Below are 19,584 nucleotides of genomic sequence, written 5' to 3'. Positions count from 1 at the left end.
GACTCAGATGTCGAGGAAGCGGACGTCCTTGGCGTTGCGCTGGATGAACGAGCGCCGCGCCTCGACGTCCTCGCCCATCAGCACCGAGAACAGGTCGTCGGCCTGGGCCGCGTCGTCCAGGGTGACCTGGCCGAGCACACGGTGGTCGACGTCCATGGTGGTGATGCGCAGTTCCTCGGCGTTCATCTCGCCCAGACCCTTGAAGCGCTGGATCGAGTCCTCGCGGATCCGCTTGCCCGACTGCTTGCCGAGCTCCACGAGCGCGTCGCGCTCACGGTCCGAGTACGCGTACTCGAAGTCGTCCCGGCCCCACTTGATCTTGTAGAGCGGCGGACGCGACAGGTACACGTGCCCGGCCTCGACCAGCGGCCGCATGAAGCGGAAGAGGAAGGTCAGCAGCAGGGTGTTGATGTGCTGGCCGTCGACATCGGCGTCCGCCATCAGGATGATCTTGTGATAGCGGAGCTTCTCGATGTCGAAGTCCTCGTGGACTCCGGTGCCGAAGGCCGAGATCAGCGCCTGGACCTCGGTGTTCTGCAGGATCTTGTCGATGCGGGCCTTCTCGACGTTCAGGATCTTGCCGCGGATCGGCAGGATGGCCTGGTACATCGGGTTGCGGCCGGACTTCGCCGAACCACCGGCGGAGTCACCCTCGACGATGAAGATCTCGCACTTCGTCGGGTCGTTGGACTGGCAGTCCGAGAGCTTGCCGGGGAGAGAGGCGCTTTCCAGCAGACCCTTGCGGCGGGTCAGGTCGCGCGCCTTGCGGGCGGCGACACGTGCCGTCTGCGCCTGGATGGCCTTGCGGATGATGTCCGCGGCCTCGTTGGGGTTCCGGTCGAACCAGTCGGTCAGGTGCTCGTGCACCACCTTCTGGACGAACGTCTTCGCCTCGGTGTTGCCCAGCTTGGTCTTGGTCTGGCCCTCGAACTGCGGCTCGCCCAGCTTGACGGAGATGATCGCCGTCAGACCCTCGCGGATATCCTCGCCGGAGAGGTTGTCGTCCTTCTCGCGCAGCAGCTTCTTGTCGCGGGCGTACCGGTTGACCAGGCCCGTGAGCGCGGCGCGGAATCCCTCCTCATGCGTACCCCCCTCGTGCGTGTGGATGGTGTTCGCAAAGGAGTAAACGCCCTCGCTGTACTGAGAGTTCCACTGCATCGCGATCTCGGCCGAGAGCATGCGCTCCTTGTCCTCGGCCTCGACGTCGATGACGGTCGGGTGGATCAGGTCGCCCTTGCGCGAGTTGAGGTACTTCACGAAGTCGACGATGCCGCCCTCGTAGTGGTACGACACCGTGAGCGCCTGCTGGTCCTCCGACTCCTCGGCCGAGTCCGCCCCGGAGACGGCCTTCGCCGACTCGCGCTCGTCCGTGAGCTTGATCGTCAGGCCCTTGTTGAGGAAGGCCATCTCCTGGAAGCGCCGCGCGAGCGTCTCGAAGGAGTACTCGGTGGTCTCGAAGACGTCCGGGTCGGCCCAGAAGGTGACCGTCGTGCCGCTCTCCTCGACCTGCTCGTGCTTGGCGAGCGGGGCGGTGGGGACGCCGAGCTTGTAGTCCTGGGTCCAGCGGTAGCCGTCGCGCTTGATGTCGACCGCGAGCTTGGTCGAGAGGGCGTTCACGACGGAGACGCCGACGCCGTGCAAACCACCGGAGACGGCGTAGCCGCCGCCGCCGAACTTGCCGCCCGCGTGCAGCACGGTGAGCACGACCTCGACGGCCGGCTTCTTCTCCACGGGGTGGAGGTCGACGGGGATGCCACGGCCGTTGTCGACCACGCGCACGCCGCCGTCGGCCAGGATCGTGACGTCGATCGTGTCCGCGTGACCGGCGAGGGCCTCGTCGACGGAGTTGTCGACGACCTCTTGCACGAGGTGGTGCAGGCCGCGCTCACCGGTCGAGCCGATGTACATGCCGGGTCGCTTGCGGACCGCGTCCAGACCTTCGAGGACGGTGATGGCGCTGGCGTCGTACGAGGCGGTGACCTCGCCGTTCTCACCGACGGCAGCGGACGGGGTGTTCTCGTTGGGGTTGCCGGAATCGGCCACGAAGCGCCCTTTCTGGCACAGCACAGCCTTCCCCTGGGCAGACAGGAGCAGCTGCGTCGTTCAGCGATGGTCAGCGTCGGGCGGTGCCGTGAAGGCAACGTCCGACCGCGTCATTCGGTGGTTCCCGCGAGGAGGGCGGGATTATTGACCAGTCTACCGGTAGCGCCGACATGAATGGGGGTTTGCCGGTACCTGAGTCCGCATGTGCCGCCCTGAGCGGGCGGCTACCGACTCCCCATATCCAGGCAGGGGCTCTAAGAGCCTCACACGGGCGTTCAGCGCTTCGGCCTGTCAACCTCCGGCTACCGTGAGGGACGCCTCACCCGTACCGCCCGGTTTCCTGGCGCGCGGAGGCCGCCAACAGGCGGCCCGGGCCGGGTTCTTCGCGCCCGCGCCACGCCCCGCGCGCACGCGTGAGGGCCGCGTGCGGTCATGGGCGGCCGGTTACGGCGCGGCCGGGCGGCGGGAACTGCCGCCTCACCCGTACGTGTCGCCCGGCCCCGTGCTCCCCGGGGCCCGCAGGCGCCCGTACCGGGTGGGCGGGCCGCCCGGCCCCAGGACCTTGATCATCCGGACCGTGCCGTGGCCCAGGTCCGCGTTCAGGCGCGCCACCAGCTGGGGTGCGAGCAGGCGCAGCTGGGTCGCCCACGCCGTGGAGTCGCACTGCACGGTGAGGACGCGCTCGTCGGGGTCCTCGTCGTAGCGCAGCGGTACGCAGTGCTTGGCGAGGTCCTCGCCGACGATCTGCGGCCAGCGGCCCATCACGCCGCCCACCGCGGCCGGGGTCTCCCAGCCGCGCTCGGTGATCAGCCGGTTGATGGCGGCGCCCAGCGGCTGCGGGTCGCGGCCGTCCGCGCGCGCGCCCGAGCGCAGGCCGCCGCCCCGTCTGGCCTGCTTCTTCTGCTGCGCGGCGGCGCCCCGTGCCTTGGCCTGCTCCTTGGCGGCGCGCAGCGCCACGCGCGCGAGGTCGATGCCGGAGGACTCGGGAACCTTCGGCTGCGGTGTCTCGTTACCGGAGTGCTCGCTCATACCCGCCTCACCTCGCCCCCGGCGACCTCGTACCGCACCCCTGCGAGGACGCCCGGCACATCGTCGTCCACGGCCGCCGTCACCAGCACCTGCTCGCCCGGAGCCACCAGCTCCGCCAGCCGTTCGCGGCGCCGCGCGTCCAGCTCCGCGAAGACGTCGTCCAGGACCAGGACCGGCTCGTTGCCCTCGGCCCGCAGCAGGTCGTACGAGGCGAGCCGCAGCGCCAGCGCGTACGACCAGGACTCGCCGTGGCTGGCGTAGCCCTTGGCCGGGAGCTGGCCGAGCTTGAGCAGCAGGTCGTCGCGGTGCGGCCCGACCAGGGTCACTCCGCGCTCGACCTCCTGCTTGCGTACGTCGGTGAGCGCGGCCATCAGCTGCCCGTACAGGTCCTCGCGGGTGGTCGCCTCGCCCTCGGCCGACGGCTTGTACTCCAGGGCCACCGGGCCGCCGCCGGGCGCCAGTTGCTCGTACGCCTTGTCCGCGAGCGGCTGGAGGGTCGCGATGAGGTCCAGGCGCTGCGCCAGGAGCTCCGCGCCGGCCCGCGCCAGATGCTGGTCCCACACATCCAGGGTCGACAGGTCCATGCCCCGGCCGCCGTGGCGCCGGGCCATCGCCGCGGACTTCAGCAGGGTGTTGCGCTGCTTGAGGACGCGCTCGTAGTCGGAGCGGACCGCCGCCATGCGCGGGGAGCGCGCGGTGACCAGCTCGTCCAGGAAGCGCCGCCGCTCGCCGGGGTCGCCCTTGACCAGCGCCAGGTCCTCGGGCGCGAAGAGCACGGTGCGTACTATCCCCAGCACGTCACGCGGTCTGACCTGCGAGGATCTATTGATACGGGCGCGGTTCGCCCGGCCCGGGTTGAGCTCCAGCTCAATCAGCTGGGAGCGCTCGCCCTGGGTCACGGCCGCGCGGATGACCGCCCGTTCGGCGCCCATGCGCACCAGCGGCGCGTCCGAGGAGACGCGGTGGCTGCCGAGGGTCGCGAGATAGCCGACCGCCTCGACCAGATTGGTCTTGCCCTGGCCGTTGGCCCCCACGAAAGCGGTGACGCCCGGGTCGAGCGGGACCTCGACCCGGGCGTAGGAGCGGAAGTCGGCCAGCGAGAGATGCGTGACGTGCATGGTGGTGCGCCGACCTCCCCCGGCCCTGCCAACAGCCTGTGGATTACTTCTTGGACTCGACCGCGTGGCCGCCGAACTGGTTGCGCAGCGCCGCGATCATCTTCATCTGCGGGGAGTCGTCCTGCCGGGACGCGAACCGCGCGAAGAGCGACGCGGTGATCGCGGGCAGCGGTACGGCGTTGTCGATGGCGGCCTCCACGGTCCACCGGCCCTCGCCGGAGTCCGCCGCGAAGCCGCGCAGCTGGTCGAGGTGCTCGTCCTCGTCGAGGGCGTTGACCGCCAGGTCGAGCAGCCAGGAACGGATGACCGTGCCCTCCTGCCAGCTGCGGAAGACCTCGCGGACGTCGGTGACGGAGTCGACCTTCTCCAGGAGTTCCCAGCCCTCGGCGTACGCCTGCATCATCGCGTACTCGATGCCGTTGTGGACCATCTTGGCGAAGTGGCCGGCGCCGACCTTGCCCGCGTGGACCGAGCCGAACTCGCCCTCGGGCTTGAGCGCGTCGAAGATCGGCTGGACCTTCTCGACGTTCTCGGCGTCGCCGCCGTACATCAGCGCGTAGCCGTTCTCCAGGCCCCAGACGCCGCCGGAGACACCGCAGTCGACGAAGCCGATGCCCTTGCGGCCCAGCTCCTCGGCGTGCTTCTCGTCGTCGGTCCAGCGCGAGTTGCCGCCGTCGACGACCACGTCGCCGGGGGAGAGCAGCTCGGCGAGCTCGTCGACGGTGGACTGGGTCGCGGCACCGGCCGGAACCATCACCCAGACCACGCGCGGGCCCTTGAGCTTGCCCACCAGCTCTTCGAGGCTGTGGACATCGGCGACGTCCGGGTTGCGGTCGTAACCGATGACGGTGTGGCCTGCGCGGCGGATCCGCTCGCGCATGTTGCCGCCCATCTTGCCGAGGCCGACGAGACCGAGCTCCATCACATGATCCTTTGACGTTGTGGCTTTCGTACCCGGGTCCGAGACTACGCCCGGACACGGGCACACACCTGTGGGGTCGGCCGCTCAGACGTACGCCCCGCGCAGGTCAGCCGGACAAGCTCAGCCGGACAGGCGCACCGGCATGATCAGGTACTTGTACGCCTCGTCCGCCTCGGCGTCGAGCGCGGGCTTGCCGCTCAGCAGCGCCGGCTTGGTCGAGGTGGTGAAGGAGAGCTGGGCGACCGGGGAGTCGATGGCGCTCAGGCCGTCGAGCAGGAAGGTCGGGTTGAAGGCGATCGAGATGTCGTCGCCCTCCAGGTTGGCGTCGACCCTTTCCACAGCCTGTGCGTCGTCGCTGGAACCGGCTTCCAGGATGAGCACGCCCTGCTCGAAGCTGAGGCGGACCGGGGTGTTCCGCTCGGCGACCAGGGAGACACGCTTGACGGCCTCGACGAACGGGGCGGTCTCGATCACCGCGACCGAGTTGAACTCGGTGGGGAACAGCGTGCGGTACTTCGGCAGGTCGCCTTCGAGCAGCCGCGTGGTGGTACGCCGACCGGCGCCCTCGAAGCCGATCAGGCCCTCGCCGGCGCCCGAGCCCGACAGCGCCAGGGTGACCGTGTCACCGCTGGTCAGCGCCTTGGCGGTGTCCAGGAGCGTCTTGGCGGGCACCAGGGCGACCGCGGAGGCGTCCGGGTTCTCCGGCTTCCACAGGAACTCGCGGACCGCGAAGCGGTAGCGGTCGGTCGAGGCCAGGGTGACCGTGTCGCCCTCGATCTCGATCCGTACGCCGGTCAGGACGGGCAGCGTGTCGTCGCGCCCGGCGGCGATGGCGACCTGGGCGGCGGCCGAGGCGAAGACCTCACCGGGAACGGTGCCGGTGGCGGTCGGCATCTGCGGCAGCGCCGGGTACTCCTCCACAGGCAGGGTGTGGAGGGTGAAGCGGGAGGAGCCGCAGACCACCGTGGCCCGTACACCGTCTGTGGAAATCTCCACCGGGCGGTTGGGCAGGGCGCGGCAGATGTCGGCGAGCAGGCGGCCGGAGACGAGCACCGTGCCGTCCTCGTCGACCTCGGCCTCGACGGAGACCCGCGCCGAGACCTCGTAGTCGAAGCTGGAGAAGCTGAGGGCGCCGTCCTCCGCCTTCAGAAGAAGGCCCGCGAGGACGGGCGCGGGCGGACGGGCCGGGAGGCTGCGGGCCACCCACGCCACCGCCTCCGCGAGAACATCGCGCTCCACCCGGATCTTCACCGGAACCGCCTCCTGCTGTTGCTGGCTCGCCCTGCTGGCATTCGTCGTCGGCTGTATCGCCGGGGACCAGTCTGACGTACGCCGCTGACACTCGGTGCGAGTCGGGGTCAAGTCGCGCCGACGGGTCACGGAGCCGCCGGGCTCAAGTTGTGCACAGGCCCCACTTCGAAGCGAAATCCGAGCTAACTCTAAGTGGGAGTAGTAGTAGGGCCTGTGGAAACGGTGGATAACCCCGTTTTCGCAGGTCAACCCCACTTTTTTGTCCACTGAGCCTGTGGGTGGAGCCGGTGGACAACTCGACTCTTCTGTGGACACCCGAAAGTTCTGCACACCCGATGCACAGGCAGGGGCCACTTCTCCCCAGAGCTGTCCCCAGCTTTACCCACGTTCCCCACAGCCCAACCGACCACGTTGGTGTGACGCCTTTCACTCGGCACGGTGATCGGGGGTGTTTCGTTGCCGAACAGTGGACAGGGGTGTGGAGAAGCTGTGGGCAACGGGACCCAGCCTGTGGGCCGCCGGTGGACAACTTTGATCACAGGCTGTGGACGAAGATTCTGTCCACAGCCTGTGGAGACTGCTCGCGCACAAATCCACAGGTGGCTGACCTGGGGTGATGGAGTATCAGGGTGTCGGCCTGTGGATGCAATCTGGACAACTCGGCAGTCCCCAGGGTGTGGACGGGGAAAAGTCCCCCGATCTGTGGAGAACCCCCACCGACCAGCGGGTATTCGAACACCGGTGGCCCGGGCGGACCGTACGAACCGGTCGTGAGAGGCGCCCACGGCACGCGAAGAGAGGCCTCACGGCGTCCCCGAGACGTCCTCACGGCGCTCGGCGAGCGGCTCCCACAGCAGCGGAGAGACGCCCTCACGGCACGAGAAGGGCGCCCGGGACGATGTCCCGGGCGCCCTTGAAGGCTCTGCTCAGCGGCGCGTTCAGCCGTTCTTGATGCGGTTGGTGAGCTCGGTGACCTGGTTGTAGATCGAGCGGCGCTCGGCCATCAGCGCGCGGATCTTGCGGTCGGCGTGCATCACCGTCGTATGGTCGCGGCCGCCGAACTGGGCCCCGATCTTGGGCAGCGAGAGGTCGGTCAGCTCACGGCAGAGGTACATGGCGATCTGGCGGGCCGTCACCAGGACGCGGCTGCGCGAGGATCCGCACAGGTCCTCCACCGTCAGCCCGAAGTAGTCGGCGGTCGCCGCCATGATGGCGCTCGCGGTGATCTCCGGCGCCGAGTCCTCGCCGCCGGGGATCAGGTCCTTCAGCACGATCTCGGTGAGCCCGAGGTCCACCGGCTGCCGGTTGAGCGACGCGAACGCCGTCACCCGGATCAGCGCGCCCTCTAGCTCACGGATGTTCCGCGAGATCCGGGACGCGATGAACTCCAGCACCTCCGGCGGGGCGTTGAGCTGCTCCTGCACCGCCTTCTTACGGAGGATCGCGATCCGCGTCTCCAGCTCGGGCGGCTGGACGTCGGTGGTCAGACCCCACTCGAAACGGTTCCTCAGCCGGTCCTCAAGCGTCATCAGCTGCTTGGGCGGCCGGTCCGAGGAGAGCACGATCTGCTTGTTGGCGTTGTGGAGCGTGTTGAACGTGTGGAAGAACTCCTCCTGCGTCGACTCCTTGCTCGCCAGGAACTGGATGTCGTCGACGAGCAGGATGTCCACATCGCGGTACCGCTTGCGGAAGGTGTCGCCCTTGCCGTCGCGGATCGAGTTGATGAACTCGTTGGTGAACTCCTCGGAGCTCACGTACCGCACGCGCGTGCCGGGGTACAGGCTGCGGGCGTAGTGCCCGATCGCGTGCAGCAGATGCGTTTTGCCCAGGCCCGACTCCCCGTAGATGAAGAGCGGGTTGTACGCCTTGGCCGGCGCCTCGGCGACGGCGACCGCGGCCGCGTGCGCGAACCGGTTCGACGAGCCGATGACGAAGGTGTCGAAGAGGTACTTGGGGTTGAGGCGCGCGTGCGGCTCGCCCGGACCGCCGGGCTGGGCCGAGGAGGACGACGGCGCGCCCATCGGACGCGGGGCGCCGCCGCCCGGCTGCGGGCCGCCGGGGTGCTGCTGGGCCTGCGGCTCGGGCAACTCGTGCCGCTCCGGCCGCTCCGGCCGCTGCTGCTCGTACTGCTGGGGCTGCTGGGGCTGCTGCTCGTACTGGGGCCGCTCGGGCATCTGCGGCTGGCGGTAGTCGTGCTGCGGCTGGGGGCGGGCGGTCGCGTACGGGTCGCGCTCCTGGAAGCCGCCGAGCCGCTGCTGCTGCCAGGAGAGGTCCTCCTGGGCGCGCGGCCAGGCGCCGGGCTCGGGGCGCTGCTGCTGGTAGTCCGGGTAGGCGGGCCGCACGCTGGGCAGGCCGTCGTCGGCCGGGCGCCCGTAGGCGTCGTCCTGGTAGCGCGGGGGCTGCTGCGGGGCCGGCGGCGCGAGCTGCGGGCCGGGCTCGCCCACGGAGTCGTCGACGGTGATCGCGATCCGGATCTGGCGGCCGCACTCACGGCTGAGCGTGTCGCTGATCAGCGGGGCCAGGCGGCCCTCCAGGACGCGCTTGCCCCACTCGTTGGGGACGGCGAGCAGCGCCGTGTCGGCGACCAGGGCGAGCGGCTGGCAGCGCTCGATCCACTGCTTGTCCTTGGGCTCGATGCCCTGCTGGCCTTCTCCGAGGAGCTGCTCCAGCACTCGTGGCCACACTGCGGCAAGATCGGCAGGTACGTCAGCCACAAGGCACGCTCTCTCGCAGGTCCCACGAATGTGTGGTTCTCGGGACGGGATGGAAGGGCTGGGAAAGGACAGAAGGGAAAAGAGTCAGGGTTGAGCCACGGTAGTCGGGGCGGCTGACGTGGTTCAAGTTGTTGTCCACAGCCTGTGCACAGTGGGGCCCGTCGAGATGCTGGTTTGACCGGATGGCGTAGTCGCGCGTACCGTAACCAGGTCGAGTTGTCGATGGCTGCTGCCGCCTGCCTCCGATGGGCAAAGATCACGGTCATGTGATCGTGAAGCGGTGCACTCGGGCGTATTGCGAGCTTCTCGTGGGCGCACGGTGACAGCCAGGCGATGTCCCGCCACCACCGAAACACTTCTGGAGCCCCCGAGTGAGCAAGCGCACCTTCCAGCCGAACAACCGTCGTCGCGCCAAGACCCACGGCTTCCGCCTGCGGATGCGCACCCGTGCCGGCCGCGCGATTCTCGCGAGCCGTCGTGGCAAGGGTCGCGCCAGCCTGTCCGCGTAATCGCGTAATCAGGTCATGACGTGCTGCCTACCGAGAATCGGCTGAGGCGGCGCGAAGACTTCGCGACCGCGGTACGCCGAGGACGCCGGGCCGGTCGCCCGCTTCTCGTCGTCCATCTACGCAGCGGTGCAACGGACCCGCACGCGCCTGGGGAGAGCGCTCCCCCGACGCGTGCGGGTTTCGTCGTCAGCAAGGCCGTGGGAGTCGCGGTCGTGCGCAACGTGGTGAAGCGCAGGCTTCGCCATCTGATGCGCGATCGGCTCCCCCAGCTGCCCCCCGGTAGCCTGGTTGTCGTACGAGCATTGCCCGGCGCGGGCGATGCCGATCAAGCACAGCTGGCCCGAGACCTGGACGCCGCCCTTCAGCGGCTGCTGGGAGGGGGTGTGCGATGAAGTACCCGCTGCTGGCCCTGATCAAGCTGTACCAGTGGACGATCAGCCCGCTGCTCGGGCCCGTCTGCAGGTACTACCCGTCGTGCTCCCACTACGGGTACACGGCCATTGACCGGCATGGCGCGGTGAAGGGCACGGCACTGACCGCCTGGCGCATTCTGCGGTGCAATCCGTGGTCGCCGGGCGGCGTGGACTATGTCCCCGAACGCAAGCGCCCTCGTTGGCACGAGGCGCTGCGCAACGCCTGGCGCGGCAGCAAGGGCGGGCACTCCGCCGCTGAGACCGAGCCCAGCCCGGCCGCAGAGACCTCGCCCAATGCTCAAGGAGCCTGATTAGTGGACACGATTGCCAGTCTGTTCAGCTTCATCACCTGGCCTGTTTCCTGGGTCATCGTCCAGTTCCACAAGTTGTACGGCGCGATCTTCGGGCCGGACACGGGCTGGGCCTGGGGACTGTCCATCGTGTCCCTGGTGGTGCTGATCCGGATCTGTCTGATCCCGCTCTTCGTGAAGCAGATCAAGTCGACCCGGAACATGCAGGCGCTCCAGCCGAAGATGAAGGCGATCCAGGAGCGCTACAAGAGCGACAAGCAGCGTCAGTCCGAAGAGATGATGAAGCTGTACAAGGAGACGGGCACCAACCCGCTCTCCTCGTGCCTTCCCATCCTGGCGCAGTCGCCCTTCTTCTTCGCGCTGTACCACGTGCTGTCGGGCATCGCGAGCGGCAAGACCATCGGCGTCATCAACCAGCCGCTGCTTGAGAGCGCCCAGAAGGCCCACATCTTCGGCGCCCCGCTGGCGGCCAAGTTCACGGACAGCGCGCACAAGGTCGAGAGCCTGGGCGCCACCCTCACCGACGTCCGCGTGATCACCGCGATCATGATCGTGATGATGTCCGCGTCGCAGTTCTTCACCCAGCGCCAGCTGATGACGAAGAACGTGGACCTGTCGGTGAAGACGCCGTTCATGCAGCAGCAGAAGATGCTGATGTACGTCTTCCCGGTCATGTTCGCCGTGATGGGTATCAACTTCCCCGTCGGTGTCCTCGTCTACTGGCTGACCACCAACGTGTGGACCATGGGCCAGCAGATGTTCGTGATCAACCAGAACCCGACGCCGGGCTCCAAGGCGCAGGCCAGCTACCTGGAGCGACTGAGCAAGAGCGTCGCCGCCCACAGTGACGTACGGGGCAAGCGCCGTCGCGCCGTCGTCCAGGCGATCGTGGCCAAGGGCCCGGACCGCAACGACAACGAGCGCAAGTTCATCACCAGCCTGGCCAAGCAGGGCTTCGCGGCCCAGGCCGACGGCTCCGTGATCAAGAGCGATGTCGCCGTGGCCGAGGCGGAGGGCGCGGCCCCCAAGCGCCAGCAGCCCAAGCGCCAGACCAAGGCCCAGCGCCAGTCGGGTGCCCAGCAGAGCGCGGCCGACGCCGAGGACGAGGCGAAGACCTCGCTGGACAAGGGCACGTCGGACGAGGAGTCCGAGACGAAGCAGGACGCGCCGCAGAACGCCAAGGCCAAGCAGGCGGCCAAGCCCGCCTCCGGTACCGCACGCAGCAAGGCCCAGTCCGGACAGCGCAAGGGTCAGCAGCGGCCCAAGCACCCGTCCAAGAAGTAAGAAGGAGTCCATCCGTGACGGAAGGCACCACCCCGGCCGCCGAGGGTGTCGACACCCTGTCCCGCCTGGAGCAGGAGGGGGAGATCGCCGCCGACTACCTTGAGGGTCTGCTCGACATCGCCGATCTCGACGGCGACATCGACATGGACGTCGAGGCGGACCGGGCCGCGGTTTCGATCATCAGCGACGCCGGCAGCCGTGATCTCCAGAAGCTCGTCGGCCGTGACGGTGAGGTGCTGGAGGCGCTCCAGGAGCTGACGCGGCTCGCCGTGCACCGGGAGACCGGGGACCGCAGCCGGCTCATGCTGGACATCGCGGGCTTCCGGGCCAAGAAGCGTACGGAACTCGCCGAGCTGGGTGCCAAGACCGCGGACGAGGTCAAGAACTCGGGCGAGCCGGTGAAGCTCCAGCCCATGACGCCGTTCGAGCGCAAGGTCGTGCACGACGCGGTCGCGGCCGCCGGTCTGCGCAGTGAGTCCGAGGGCGAGGAGCCGCAGCGCTTCGTCGTCGTGCTCCCCGCCTGAGCGGTTCATCGCTTTCTCGGCCCCGTCTGTTCGCAGGCGGGGCCGATCTTTGTCAGCCTGATAGTCAGCCACCCCAGCGCGGGAAGCGCGGTACGGAAGGACGGTCCCCGTGACGGAGGCAGCAGCAGAGCTTCCCCAGGCGCCCGAAGAGGCGCGCGCGGTATTCGGCGAGTACTTCCCGGAAGCCGTCCGGTACGCCGAGCTGCTCGCGGACGCGGGAGTCAAGCGCGGCCTGATCGGGCCCCGCGAGGTACCCCGTCTCTGGGAGCGGCATCTGCTCAATTGCGCGGTGCTCTCCGAGGTCGTCCCCGAGGGCGTCACGGTCTGCGACGTCGGCTCCGGCGCCGGGCTGCCCGGTATCCCGCTGGCGCTGGTGCGTCCGGATCTGAAGATCACGCTCCTTGAGCCGCTGCTGCGCCGCACCAATTTCCTCCAGGAAGTGGTCGAGCTGCTGGGCCTGGACCATGTGACCGTGGTCCGCGGCCGGGCGGAGGAGGTGCTGGGCACGCTCCAGCCCGTGCATGTGGTGACGGCGCGTGCCGTGGCCCCGCTGGACCGGCTGGCCGGCTGGGGCGTCCCGCTGCTGCGCCCGTACGGCGAGATGCTGGCCCTCAAGGGCGACACCGCCGAGGAGGAGATCCAGGGGGCGCGGGCCGCGCTGAGCAAGCTCGGTGTGGTGAACACCTCAGTGGTTCAGGTCGGCGAGGGCGTCGTGGACCCGCTTTCCACGGTCGTACGGGTCGAGGTCGGCGAGAGCCCGGGCGGTGTGCGGTTCGCCGCCAAGCGCGCCAAGGCCGCGAGGACCGGCCGCACCAGGCGCCGTCGCTGACCCGACGGACCCGCAGCCGGACCCGCCGAGGGGTGGATGCTCCATAGAAGGTGCGATACGTACGCATTTCGGAGTGTCGTAACCATCTGACCGCAGGGCGCGTGCATCGTGTTTCACGTGAAACGTCGCTCTCTGCTGCATGGAATCATCAGCCGCGGCCGTTCCGCCGCGCCACGCGACCGCAAGCCCTTCGGCGGGGCCCTGGAGTCCCCCTTGGGGGCTACGGAGTTGTCCACATCGGTGGATTCATCCACAGAAGACCGGGCCTCGCTGGTTCACCACCCCGAAGGCATGGCAGGCTCTGTGCATTGCGAGCCTGAAGTCGAGGAGAGTGAATCCTTGCGGTCCGACGCCAACATCGCGGGACCGATGACCGATCCGGTCCCCGGTCCCCGTACCGAGTCAGCGGGGGAGGATGTTTCACGTGAAACACCGCCCCCGATGGACGACACCCCCATCGGTCGTGCTGCCCAGCTGGCGGTGGAAGCTCTCGGCCGTGCCGGCGAGGGGCTGCCCCGGCCGGAGCAGACACGCATCATGGTGGTCGCCAACCAGAAGGGCGGCGTCGGCAAGACCACGACGACGGTCAACCTCGCCGCCTCGCTGGCCCTGCACGGTGCCCGGGTCCTGGTGGTCGACCTCGACCCGCAGGGCAACGCCTCCACCGCGCTGGGGATAGACCACCACGCCGAAGTCCCCTCGATCTACGACGTCCTGGTGGAGAGCAAGCCGCTCTCCGATGTCGTCCAACCGGTCCATGACGTCGAGGGTCTCTTCTGCGCCCCCGCCACGATCGACCTGGCCGGCGCGGAGATCGAGCTGGTGTCCCTGGTGGCACGGGAAAGCAGGCTGCAGCGCGCCATCCAGGCGTACGAACAGCCGCTGGACTACATCCTGATCGACTGCCCGCCGTCCCTGGGGCTGCTGACGGTCAACGCACTGGTCGCCGGAGCCGAGGTCCTGATCCCGATCCAGTGCGAGTACTACGCACTGGAGGGTCTTGGCCAGCTGCTGCGGAACGTCGATCTGGTGCGCGCCCATCTCAACCCCACGCTGCATGTGTCGACGATCCTGCTCACCATGTACGACGGCAGGACCAGGCTCGCCTCCCAGGTGGCGGACGAAGTGCGCAGCCACTTCGGACAGGAAGTCCTGCGGACGAGCATCCCGCGGTCGGTCCGTATCTCGGAGGCTCCGAGTTACGGCCAGACGGTGCTCACCTATGACCCGGGCTCCAGCGGCTCGCTCTCGTATCTCGAAGCCGCCCGTGAGATCGCACTGCGCGGGGTCGGCATCAACTACGACCCGACGACGCACATCCCCGTGGGCAGTCAGAACAACCAGCACAGCATGTCGGAGGGGATCCAGTGAGTGAGCGACGTAGAGGTCTGGGGCGCGGGCTCGGTGCGCTGATCCCCGCCGCCCCGCAGGATAAGTCCGCGCCGTCGCCGGGGACGGCGTCCACGTCCCCGGCGTCGGTGCCGGTACTGACCGTGGAGCGCGGGGTGGCGGCGGCCAAGGTGGCCACACTGGCAGCGCCTCCTGTTTCACGTGAAACATCGCTGCCGGTCCAGGCGCCCGAGCCGGAGGCCGTACCGGAGCTGAAGGAGCCCGCCGGGGCGTACTTCGCCGAGGTGCCGCTGGACTCGATCACGCCCAACCGGAAGCAGCCGCGTGAGGTGTTCGACGAGGACGCGCTCGCCGAACTCATCACGTCCATCAAGGAAGTCGGGCTTCTCCAGCCCGTCGTCGTACGCCAGCTGGCACCCGAGCGCTATGAGCTCATCATGGGTGAGCGGCGCTGGCGGGCCTGCCGTGAGGCGGGCCTGGAGCGGATTCCCGCGATCGTCCGGGACACGGACGACGAGAAGCTGCTCCTGGACGCCCTCCTGGAGAACCTGCACCGGGCCCAGCTGAACCCGCTGGAAGAGGCGGCCGCCTACGACCAGTTGCTGAAGGACTTCAGCTGCACCCACGACCAGCTGGCGGACCGCATCGGCCGGTCTCGCCCGCAGGTCTCCAACACGCTGCGCTTGCTGCGCCTTTCGCCACCCGTTCAGCGCAGGGTGGCGGCCGGAGTTCTCTCGGCGGGCCATGCCCGGGCCCTGCTCTCGGTCGACGACTCGGACGAGCAGGACCGGCTGGCGCACCGCATCGTGGCTGAGGGGCTTTCGGTGCGCGCGGTTGAGGAGATCGTGACGCTGCTGAACTCGGAGCCCAAGAGCGCCGCGAAGGCCAAGGGCCCGCGTGCCGGGACCCGGCTGGCGCCCGCGCTCACCGATCTGGCAACGCGCCTCTCGGACCGCTTCGAGACCCGAGTGAAGGTCGATCTGGGCCAGAAGAAGGGAAAGATCGTCGTCGAGTTCGCGTCGATGGACGATCTGGAGCGGATCCTCGGCACGCTCGCCCCCGGCGAGGGACGGGTCCTCAACAAGGGCCTGGCCGAGGACTCCGAAGAGGGCGACGACGTCTGACCCGATGATGTTCTCGTCGTTGCGGCCAGGGTAGTTGTCGTAGCGGGCGGGCTGTGTTCCGATGCATAACGGAACACAGCCCGCCCTTTGCTGTCACGCGGTATGCGCGTCGGCGTTGGGTGGATACGATGCGTTCTGGTATGGCACATCCACCTTGAGCCACTTCAAAGGGAGGGCGGGGAGCCATGCGTACGGTGAGCCGTACCCAACTGGTGACAGCGGGGCTTGGCCTCGGGGCGGTCGGCGGCTTCGTCGGCAGTCTCCTCCGGGAACGGAGCGCGCTGTCGGCCGCCCAGGGAGCGGCAGGCGAGGGAAGCGAGGAACAGCCTTCATGGGGCGTCGGCTTGTACCGCTCACGCTGGACAACCTTCCGGACCTTCCCAAACGCTGTCGCTCCTGCGTCTTCTGGGAGCTTGACCCGGTCAGCGGAGAAGCCGCGATAAAGGCCGGGACGCCGGAGCTCGAAAAGGAAGCCTGGATATCGGCCGTGCTTCTGGAGTGGGGCTCCTGCGGCCGGGTCGTCTATGTCGACGACGTGCCGGTGGGCTACGTCCTGTACGCCCCGCCCGCCTATGTGCCGCGCTCCACCGCCTTTCCCACGAGCCCCGTGTCGCCCGACGCCGTGCAGCTGATGACGGCATGGATCATGCCCGGCTACCAGGGCCAGGGACTGGGCAGAGTGATGGTGCAGACCGTGGCGAAGGATCTGCTGCGGCGCGGGTTCAAGGCCATCGAGGCGTTCGGGGACGCCCGTTGGCGGGAGCCGGCCTGTGTGCTGCCCGCGGACCATCTGCTGGCGGTGGGCTTCAAGACGGTCCGGCCGCATCCCCGCTATCCCCGGCTGCGGCTGGAGCTGAGGACGACGCTCTCCTGGAAGGAAGACGTCGAGCTGGCCCTGGACCGGCTGCTGGGAGCCGTCCAGAAGGAGCCGGCCCTGCGGCCGCTGTAGCGAACCGCGCATCCATATCGTTGTACGCGAACGGGCCCGGCCCCCATGAGGGACCGGGCCCGTTGCGCTGTTTCACGTGAAACAGCGCAGCTGAGACTTACTCGCCGATGAAAACGTCGAGGTCGCGCAGGAGCGCGGCCTTCGGCTTGGCGCCGACGATGGTCTTGGCGACCTCGCCGCCCTGGTAGACGTTCAGGGTCGGGATCGACATGACGCCGTACTTCGCCGCAGTGCCCGGGTTCTCGTCGATGTTGAGCTTGACGATCTCGATCTGGTCGCCGTGCTCCGCCGCGATGGCCTCCAGGGACGGGGCGATCTGACGGCACGGGCCGCACCACTCGGCCCAGAAGTCCACCAGTACGGGCTTGTTGCTCTTGAGGACGACCTCGTCGAAGTCGGCGTCGGTCACGTTCTTCAGGGTGCCGGCCACGGCATCCTCCTTGCGGGGTGTGGGTGAGGGGGGTGGGGAAAGGGGTCAGACGGCGGCTGCGGCGGCCTTCTCGTCGTCGGCGAGCGCGGCCAGGAAGCGCTCGGCGTCGAGGGCGGCGGAGCAGCCGGTACCGGCGGCGGTGATGGCCTGCCGGTAGGTGTGGTCCACCACGTCGCCGGCGCCGAAGACACCGGTCAGGTTGGTGCGGGTCGAGGGCGCGGCGACCTTCAGGTAGCCCTCGTCGTCCAGGTCCAGCTGGCCCTTGAAGAGCTCGGTGCGCGGGTCGTGGCCCACGGCGATGAACAGGCCGGTGACCGCCAGCTCGGAGGTCTCGCCGTTCTTGGTGTTGCGCAGGGTCAGACCGGAGAGCTTCTGGTCGCCGTGGATCTCGGCGACCTCGCTGTCCCAGGCGAACTTGATCTTCGGGTCGGCGAACGCGCGCTCCTGCATCGCCTTGGAGGCGCGCAGGCTGTCGCGGCGGTGGACGATGGTGACCGACTTGGCGAAGCGGGAGAGGAAGGTCGCCTCCTCCATCGCGGTGTCACCGCCGCCGACCACGGCGATGTCCTGGTCCTTGAAGAAGAAGCCGTCGCAGGTGGCGCACCACGAGACACCGCGCCCGGACAGCTTGTCCTCGTTGGGCAGGCCGAGCTTGCGGTGCTGGGAGCCGGTGGTGACGATGACGGCCTTGGCGCGGTGGACGGTGCCCGCGGTGTCCGTGACGGTCTTGATGTCACCGGAGAGGTCGACGGCGACGACGTCGTCCGGGACCAGCTCGGCGCCGAAGCGTTCCGCCTGCGCGCGCATGTTGTCCATGAGGTCCGGACCCACGATGCCGTCGCGGAAACCGGGGAAGTTCTCCACCTCGGTGGTGTTCATCAGCGCGCCACCGGCGGTGACGGCGCCTTCGAACACCAGCGGCTGAAGCGACGCACGCGCGGTGTAGAGCGCGGCCGTGTACCCGGCCGGCCCGGAGCCAATAATGATCACGTTACGGACGTCGCTCACGGGTTTCTTCCTCGTCTCTGCGGACTGCCTACTGCCTACCGGGGCCCGGTCCAGGACTCTCACCCCACCCAACGGATCCTACGGGGCGAGCATTCCCGAGACGTCTCACCGACGGGGATAGGCGTGGGTCAGCAGCAGCTTGCCCTTGGTGTTGGGCGCTGTGCTCGCGCAGGACGCGTCGACGACGTACGCCTGGACCTGGGAGTTGTCCGTGGCGTGCGGAAGGACGAGGAGGTACGCCCGGGTCCCCTGGTACTCGCCGATCTGCTTCGCCAAGGGACTCTCGTCCGTACGCCCGGTGCCCGCCTGGACACACGGTGGCACGTTGACGGTGCTTCCGGTCTCCGGGGATTGGGACGTGACGGTGAGGGGCTTCTTGCCCGACGGGGAGTTCGGGGCGCTCTCCAGGGACGGGTGGGGAGAGGAGGAGAGCAAGGTCTCTACCTGTCCCGGGAGGGAGGAGGCGGAGAACTGGGCTCCCTGCGCCGTGTGTGTGGCCGTATCGGTCGCCCGGGTGTTGTTGTCGGACGTCTGGACGGTCTGCACCAGCAGGACGCCGAAGCCGATCGCCGCCGCGCCGAAGACGGCGCCGAGAACGGCCGTACGACGGCGCCTGGTCATCCGGGGACGGCCGGGCCCGGTGGCGGCCCGGGGGCGCCCGGCCGGACGGTCCGCCGTGGGTGCCTCCGTCGAGACGGCTTGGGGCGATGTTTCACGTGAAACATGCGCGGCTTCAGCGGTCGCCACGACGCTCAGGGGTGCTTCCGCACCGGCGGGCGCCGTCGCGTCGAGAAGAGCCTCGGCGGCGAGCGCGGCGTCGATGCGGCCCGCGACATCGGCGGGCATACGCGGGGGCCCCGGCAGGGTGCCCAGCAGCTCGCGGATCTCCGCCAGGGAGGCGTGTACGTCGGCGCAGAGGCCGCAGGAGTCCAGATGCCGCCGGACATCGGCCGTGCGGGAGGGCGGCAGAACGCCCTCGTGGAGGTCGGAAATCTCCGAGACGTCCGGGTGCTGAGTCGTGTCGGCCGTGGATGTCACGCGCGTCCACCTCCGCCCTTCACAGCAGCAGGATCATTCGGTCCTGCGTCCCTTGGTCCCGACGCAGGTGGGACGGATGTCCCCGGCGTCCGGTTCCTTCCCCCACCTTGCGCGTCGCTATCCCCACCATCCCGGGTACCGCCCGCATCACCGCGCAGATGCCCGAGCAGGGGCAGCAGCCGCGCTCGGCCCCTGGCGCAGCGGCTCTTCACGGTTCCCACCGGCACTTCGAGGATCTGCGCCGCCTCCGCCACCGGATACCCCTGCATGTCCACCAGGACCAAGGCGGCGCGCTGTTCGGCCGGGAGCGTCCCCAGGGCCTTCACCAGCTGCCTGTGGAGGTCCGAGCGCTCCGCGGGGGCCTCGGCGGACTCATGGGGCTCCAGAAGCTGCTCCAGGCGCTCCGCGTCGTCGACGGGCGACGTCTTGCGGGAGGCGGCCTTGCGGGCCCGATCGAGGCAGGCGTTCACGGTGATGCGGTGCAGCCACGTCGTGACGGCCGACTGGCCGCGGAAGGTGTGGGCGGCCCGGTAGGCGGACACCAGGGCGTCCTGCACCGCGTCGGCGGCCTCCTCGCGGTCGCCGAGCGTCCGCAGGGCGACCGCCCAGAGTCTGTCGCGGTGGCGCCGCACGAGCTCACCGAAGGCGTCGGGGTCACCGTCGACATGGCGGGCCAGAAGATCCTGGTCGCTCGCGCCGCGTGTGGCGTCGTCCAACGGTGAACCCCCTCCCCCTGCT

At 68.9% G+C, this 19,584-nt stretch carries 19 protein-coding genes; 9 read left to right on the top strand and 10 right to left on the bottom strand.

The genetic code is table 11. The features are described 5' to 3' along the window. Window positions 1-3 precede the first annotated feature (3 nt). The 6 genes from gyrB to dnaA form a co-directional block, all read right to left on the bottom strand. Window positions 4-2,067, bottom strand: a complete 2,064-nt coding sequence (gene gyrB / locus BG418_RS27485) for a DNA topoisomerase (ATP-hydrolyzing) subunit B (protein WP_317453773.1) — start codon at window positions 2,065-2,067, stop codon at window positions 4-6. A gap of 453 nt (window positions 2,068-2,520) precedes the next feature. After that, window positions 2,521-3,072 carry a DUF721 domain-containing protein gene (locus tag BG418_RS27480; protein ID WP_188276692.1) on the bottom strand — a complete coding sequence of 184 codons (552 nt, stop codon included), beginning with the start codon at window positions 3,070-3,072 and terminating at the stop codon, window positions 2,521-2,523. Continuing rightward, on the bottom strand, window positions 3,069-4,190 hold the full coding sequence (gene recF / locus BG418_RS27475) for a DNA replication/repair protein RecF (protein ID WP_188276691.1): 1,122 nt from the start codon (window positions 4,188-4,190) through the stop codon (window positions 3,069-3,071). Before recF ends, BG418_RS27480 begins: the two co-directional genes overlap by 4 nt. Before the next feature lie 43 nt (window positions 4,191-4,233). Then, window positions 4,234-5,112, bottom strand: coding sequence for a phosphogluconate dehydrogenase (NAD(+)-dependent, decarboxylating) (gnd, locus tag BG418_RS27470; protein WP_188276690.1), 879 nt, complete (start codon window positions 5,110-5,112; stop codon window positions 4,234-4,236). A 120-nt stretch (window positions 5,113-5,232) separates the two neighbouring features. Next, on the bottom strand, window positions 5,233-6,363 hold the full coding sequence (gene dnaN, locus BG418_RS27465; protein WP_188276689.1) for a DNA polymerase III subunit beta: 1,131 nt from the start codon (window positions 6,361-6,363) through the stop codon (window positions 5,233-5,235). 938 nt (window positions 6,364-7,301) lie between these two features. Next, the gene (dnaA, locus tag BG418_RS27460) at window positions 7,302-9,077 is read right to left on the bottom strand and encodes a chromosomal replication initiator protein DnaA (RefSeq protein ID WP_188276688.1); all 1,776 of its coding nucleotides are present in this window, start codon (window positions 9,075-9,077) and stop codon (window positions 7,302-7,304) included. Window positions 9,078-9,448: 371 nt separating this feature from the next. Here dnaA and rpmH point away from each other — a divergent pair, with 371 nt between their 5' ends. From rpmH to BG418_RS27415, 9 genes are all read left to right on the top strand, one after another. Continuing rightward, on the top strand, window positions 9,449-9,586 hold the full coding sequence (gene rpmH / locus BG418_RS27455; RefSeq protein WP_010985740.1) for a 50S ribosomal protein L34: 138 nt from the start codon (window positions 9,449-9,451) through the stop codon (window positions 9,584-9,586). A gap of 20 nt (window positions 9,587-9,606) precedes the next feature. Next, complete coding sequence (gene rnpA, locus BG418_RS27450) at window positions 9,607-9,978, top strand: ribonuclease P protein component (RefSeq protein ID WP_188276687.1); 372 nt, start codon at window positions 9,607-9,609, stop codon at window positions 9,976-9,978. Next, complete coding sequence (yidD, locus tag BG418_RS27445) at window positions 9,975-10,310, top strand: membrane protein insertion efficiency factor YidD (protein ID WP_188276686.1); 336 nt, start codon at window positions 9,975-9,977, stop codon at window positions 10,308-10,310. The genes rnpA and yidD overlap by 4 nt, the downstream gene beginning before the upstream one ends. A gap of 3 nt (window positions 10,311-10,313) precedes the next feature. Continuing rightward, window positions 10,314-11,594, top strand: coding sequence for a membrane protein insertase YidC (gene yidC / locus BG418_RS27440; protein WP_188276685.1), 1,281 nt, complete (start codon window positions 10,314-10,316; stop codon window positions 11,592-11,594). Between the two features lie 14 nt (window positions 11,595-11,608). Further along, a complete protein-coding gene (locus tag BG418_RS27435; protein WP_188276684.1) occupies window positions 11,609-12,118 on the top strand; it encodes a R3H domain-containing nucleic acid-binding protein in 510 nt (169 codons plus the stop codon). A gap of 109 nt (window positions 12,119-12,227) precedes the next feature. Beyond that, window positions 12,228-12,947 (top strand): 16S rRNA (guanine(527)-N(7))-methyltransferase RsmG, encoded by a 720-nt coding sequence (rsmG, locus tag BG418_RS27430; protein ID WP_188276683.1) that lies wholly within the window; start codon window positions 12,228-12,230, stop codon window positions 12,945-12,947. A 291-nt stretch (window positions 12,948-13,238) separates the two neighbouring features. Continuing rightward, on the top strand, window positions 13,239-14,318 hold the full coding sequence (locus BG418_RS27425) for a ParA family protein (protein WP_188276682.1): 1,080 nt from the start codon (window positions 13,239-13,241) through the stop codon (window positions 14,316-14,318). Beyond that, entirely contained in the window at window positions 14,315-15,421 is a 1,107-nt protein-coding gene (locus BG418_RS27420; RefSeq protein ID WP_188276681.1) for a ParB/RepB/Spo0J family partition protein, read from the top strand. Before BG418_RS27425 ends, BG418_RS27420 begins: the two co-directional genes overlap by 4 nt. Before the next feature lie 331 nt (window positions 15,422-15,752). Further along, window positions 15,753-16,370 (top strand): GNAT family N-acetyltransferase, encoded by a 618-nt coding sequence (locus tag BG418_RS27415; protein WP_188276680.1) that lies wholly within the window; start codon window positions 15,753-15,755, stop codon window positions 16,368-16,370. 97 nt (window positions 16,371-16,467) lie between these two features. Here the strand turns inward: BG418_RS27415 and trxA are convergent, their stop codons facing one another. The 4 genes from trxA to sigM all read right to left on the bottom strand — a co-directional run bounded on the left by trxA (window position 16,468) and on the right by sigM (window position 19,562). Further along, window positions 16,468-16,800, bottom strand: coding sequence for a thioredoxin (gene trxA / locus BG418_RS27410; protein WP_188276679.1), 333 nt, complete (start codon window positions 16,798-16,800; stop codon window positions 16,468-16,470). 45 nt (window positions 16,801-16,845) lie between these two features. Next, complete coding sequence (trxB, locus tag BG418_RS27405) at window positions 16,846-17,808, bottom strand: thioredoxin-disulfide reductase (RefSeq protein ID WP_188276678.1); 963 nt, start codon at window positions 17,806-17,808, stop codon at window positions 16,846-16,848. A gap of 105 nt (window positions 17,809-17,913) precedes the next feature. Beyond that, window positions 17,914-18,846 (bottom strand): anti-sigma factor, encoded by a 933-nt coding sequence (locus tag BG418_RS27400; RefSeq protein WP_188276677.1) that lies wholly within the window; start codon window positions 18,844-18,846, stop codon window positions 17,914-17,916. Further along, window positions 18,843-19,562, bottom strand: a complete 720-nt coding sequence (sigM, locus tag BG418_RS27395; protein ID WP_188276676.1) for an RNA polymerase sigma factor SigM — start codon at window positions 19,560-19,562, stop codon at window positions 18,843-18,845. Before sigM ends, BG418_RS27400 begins: the two co-directional genes overlap by 4 nt. Window positions 19,563-19,584 lie beyond the last annotated feature (22 nt).

This window comes from Streptomyces sp. CBMA152 (assembly GCF_014596475.1).
Classification (GTDB): domain Bacteria; phylum Actinomycetota; class Actinomycetes; order Streptomycetales; family Streptomycetaceae; genus Streptomyces.
The sequence above is the reverse complement of the archived record's forward strand: the minus strand, read 5'-3'. Positions and strand labels throughout refer to the sequence as shown.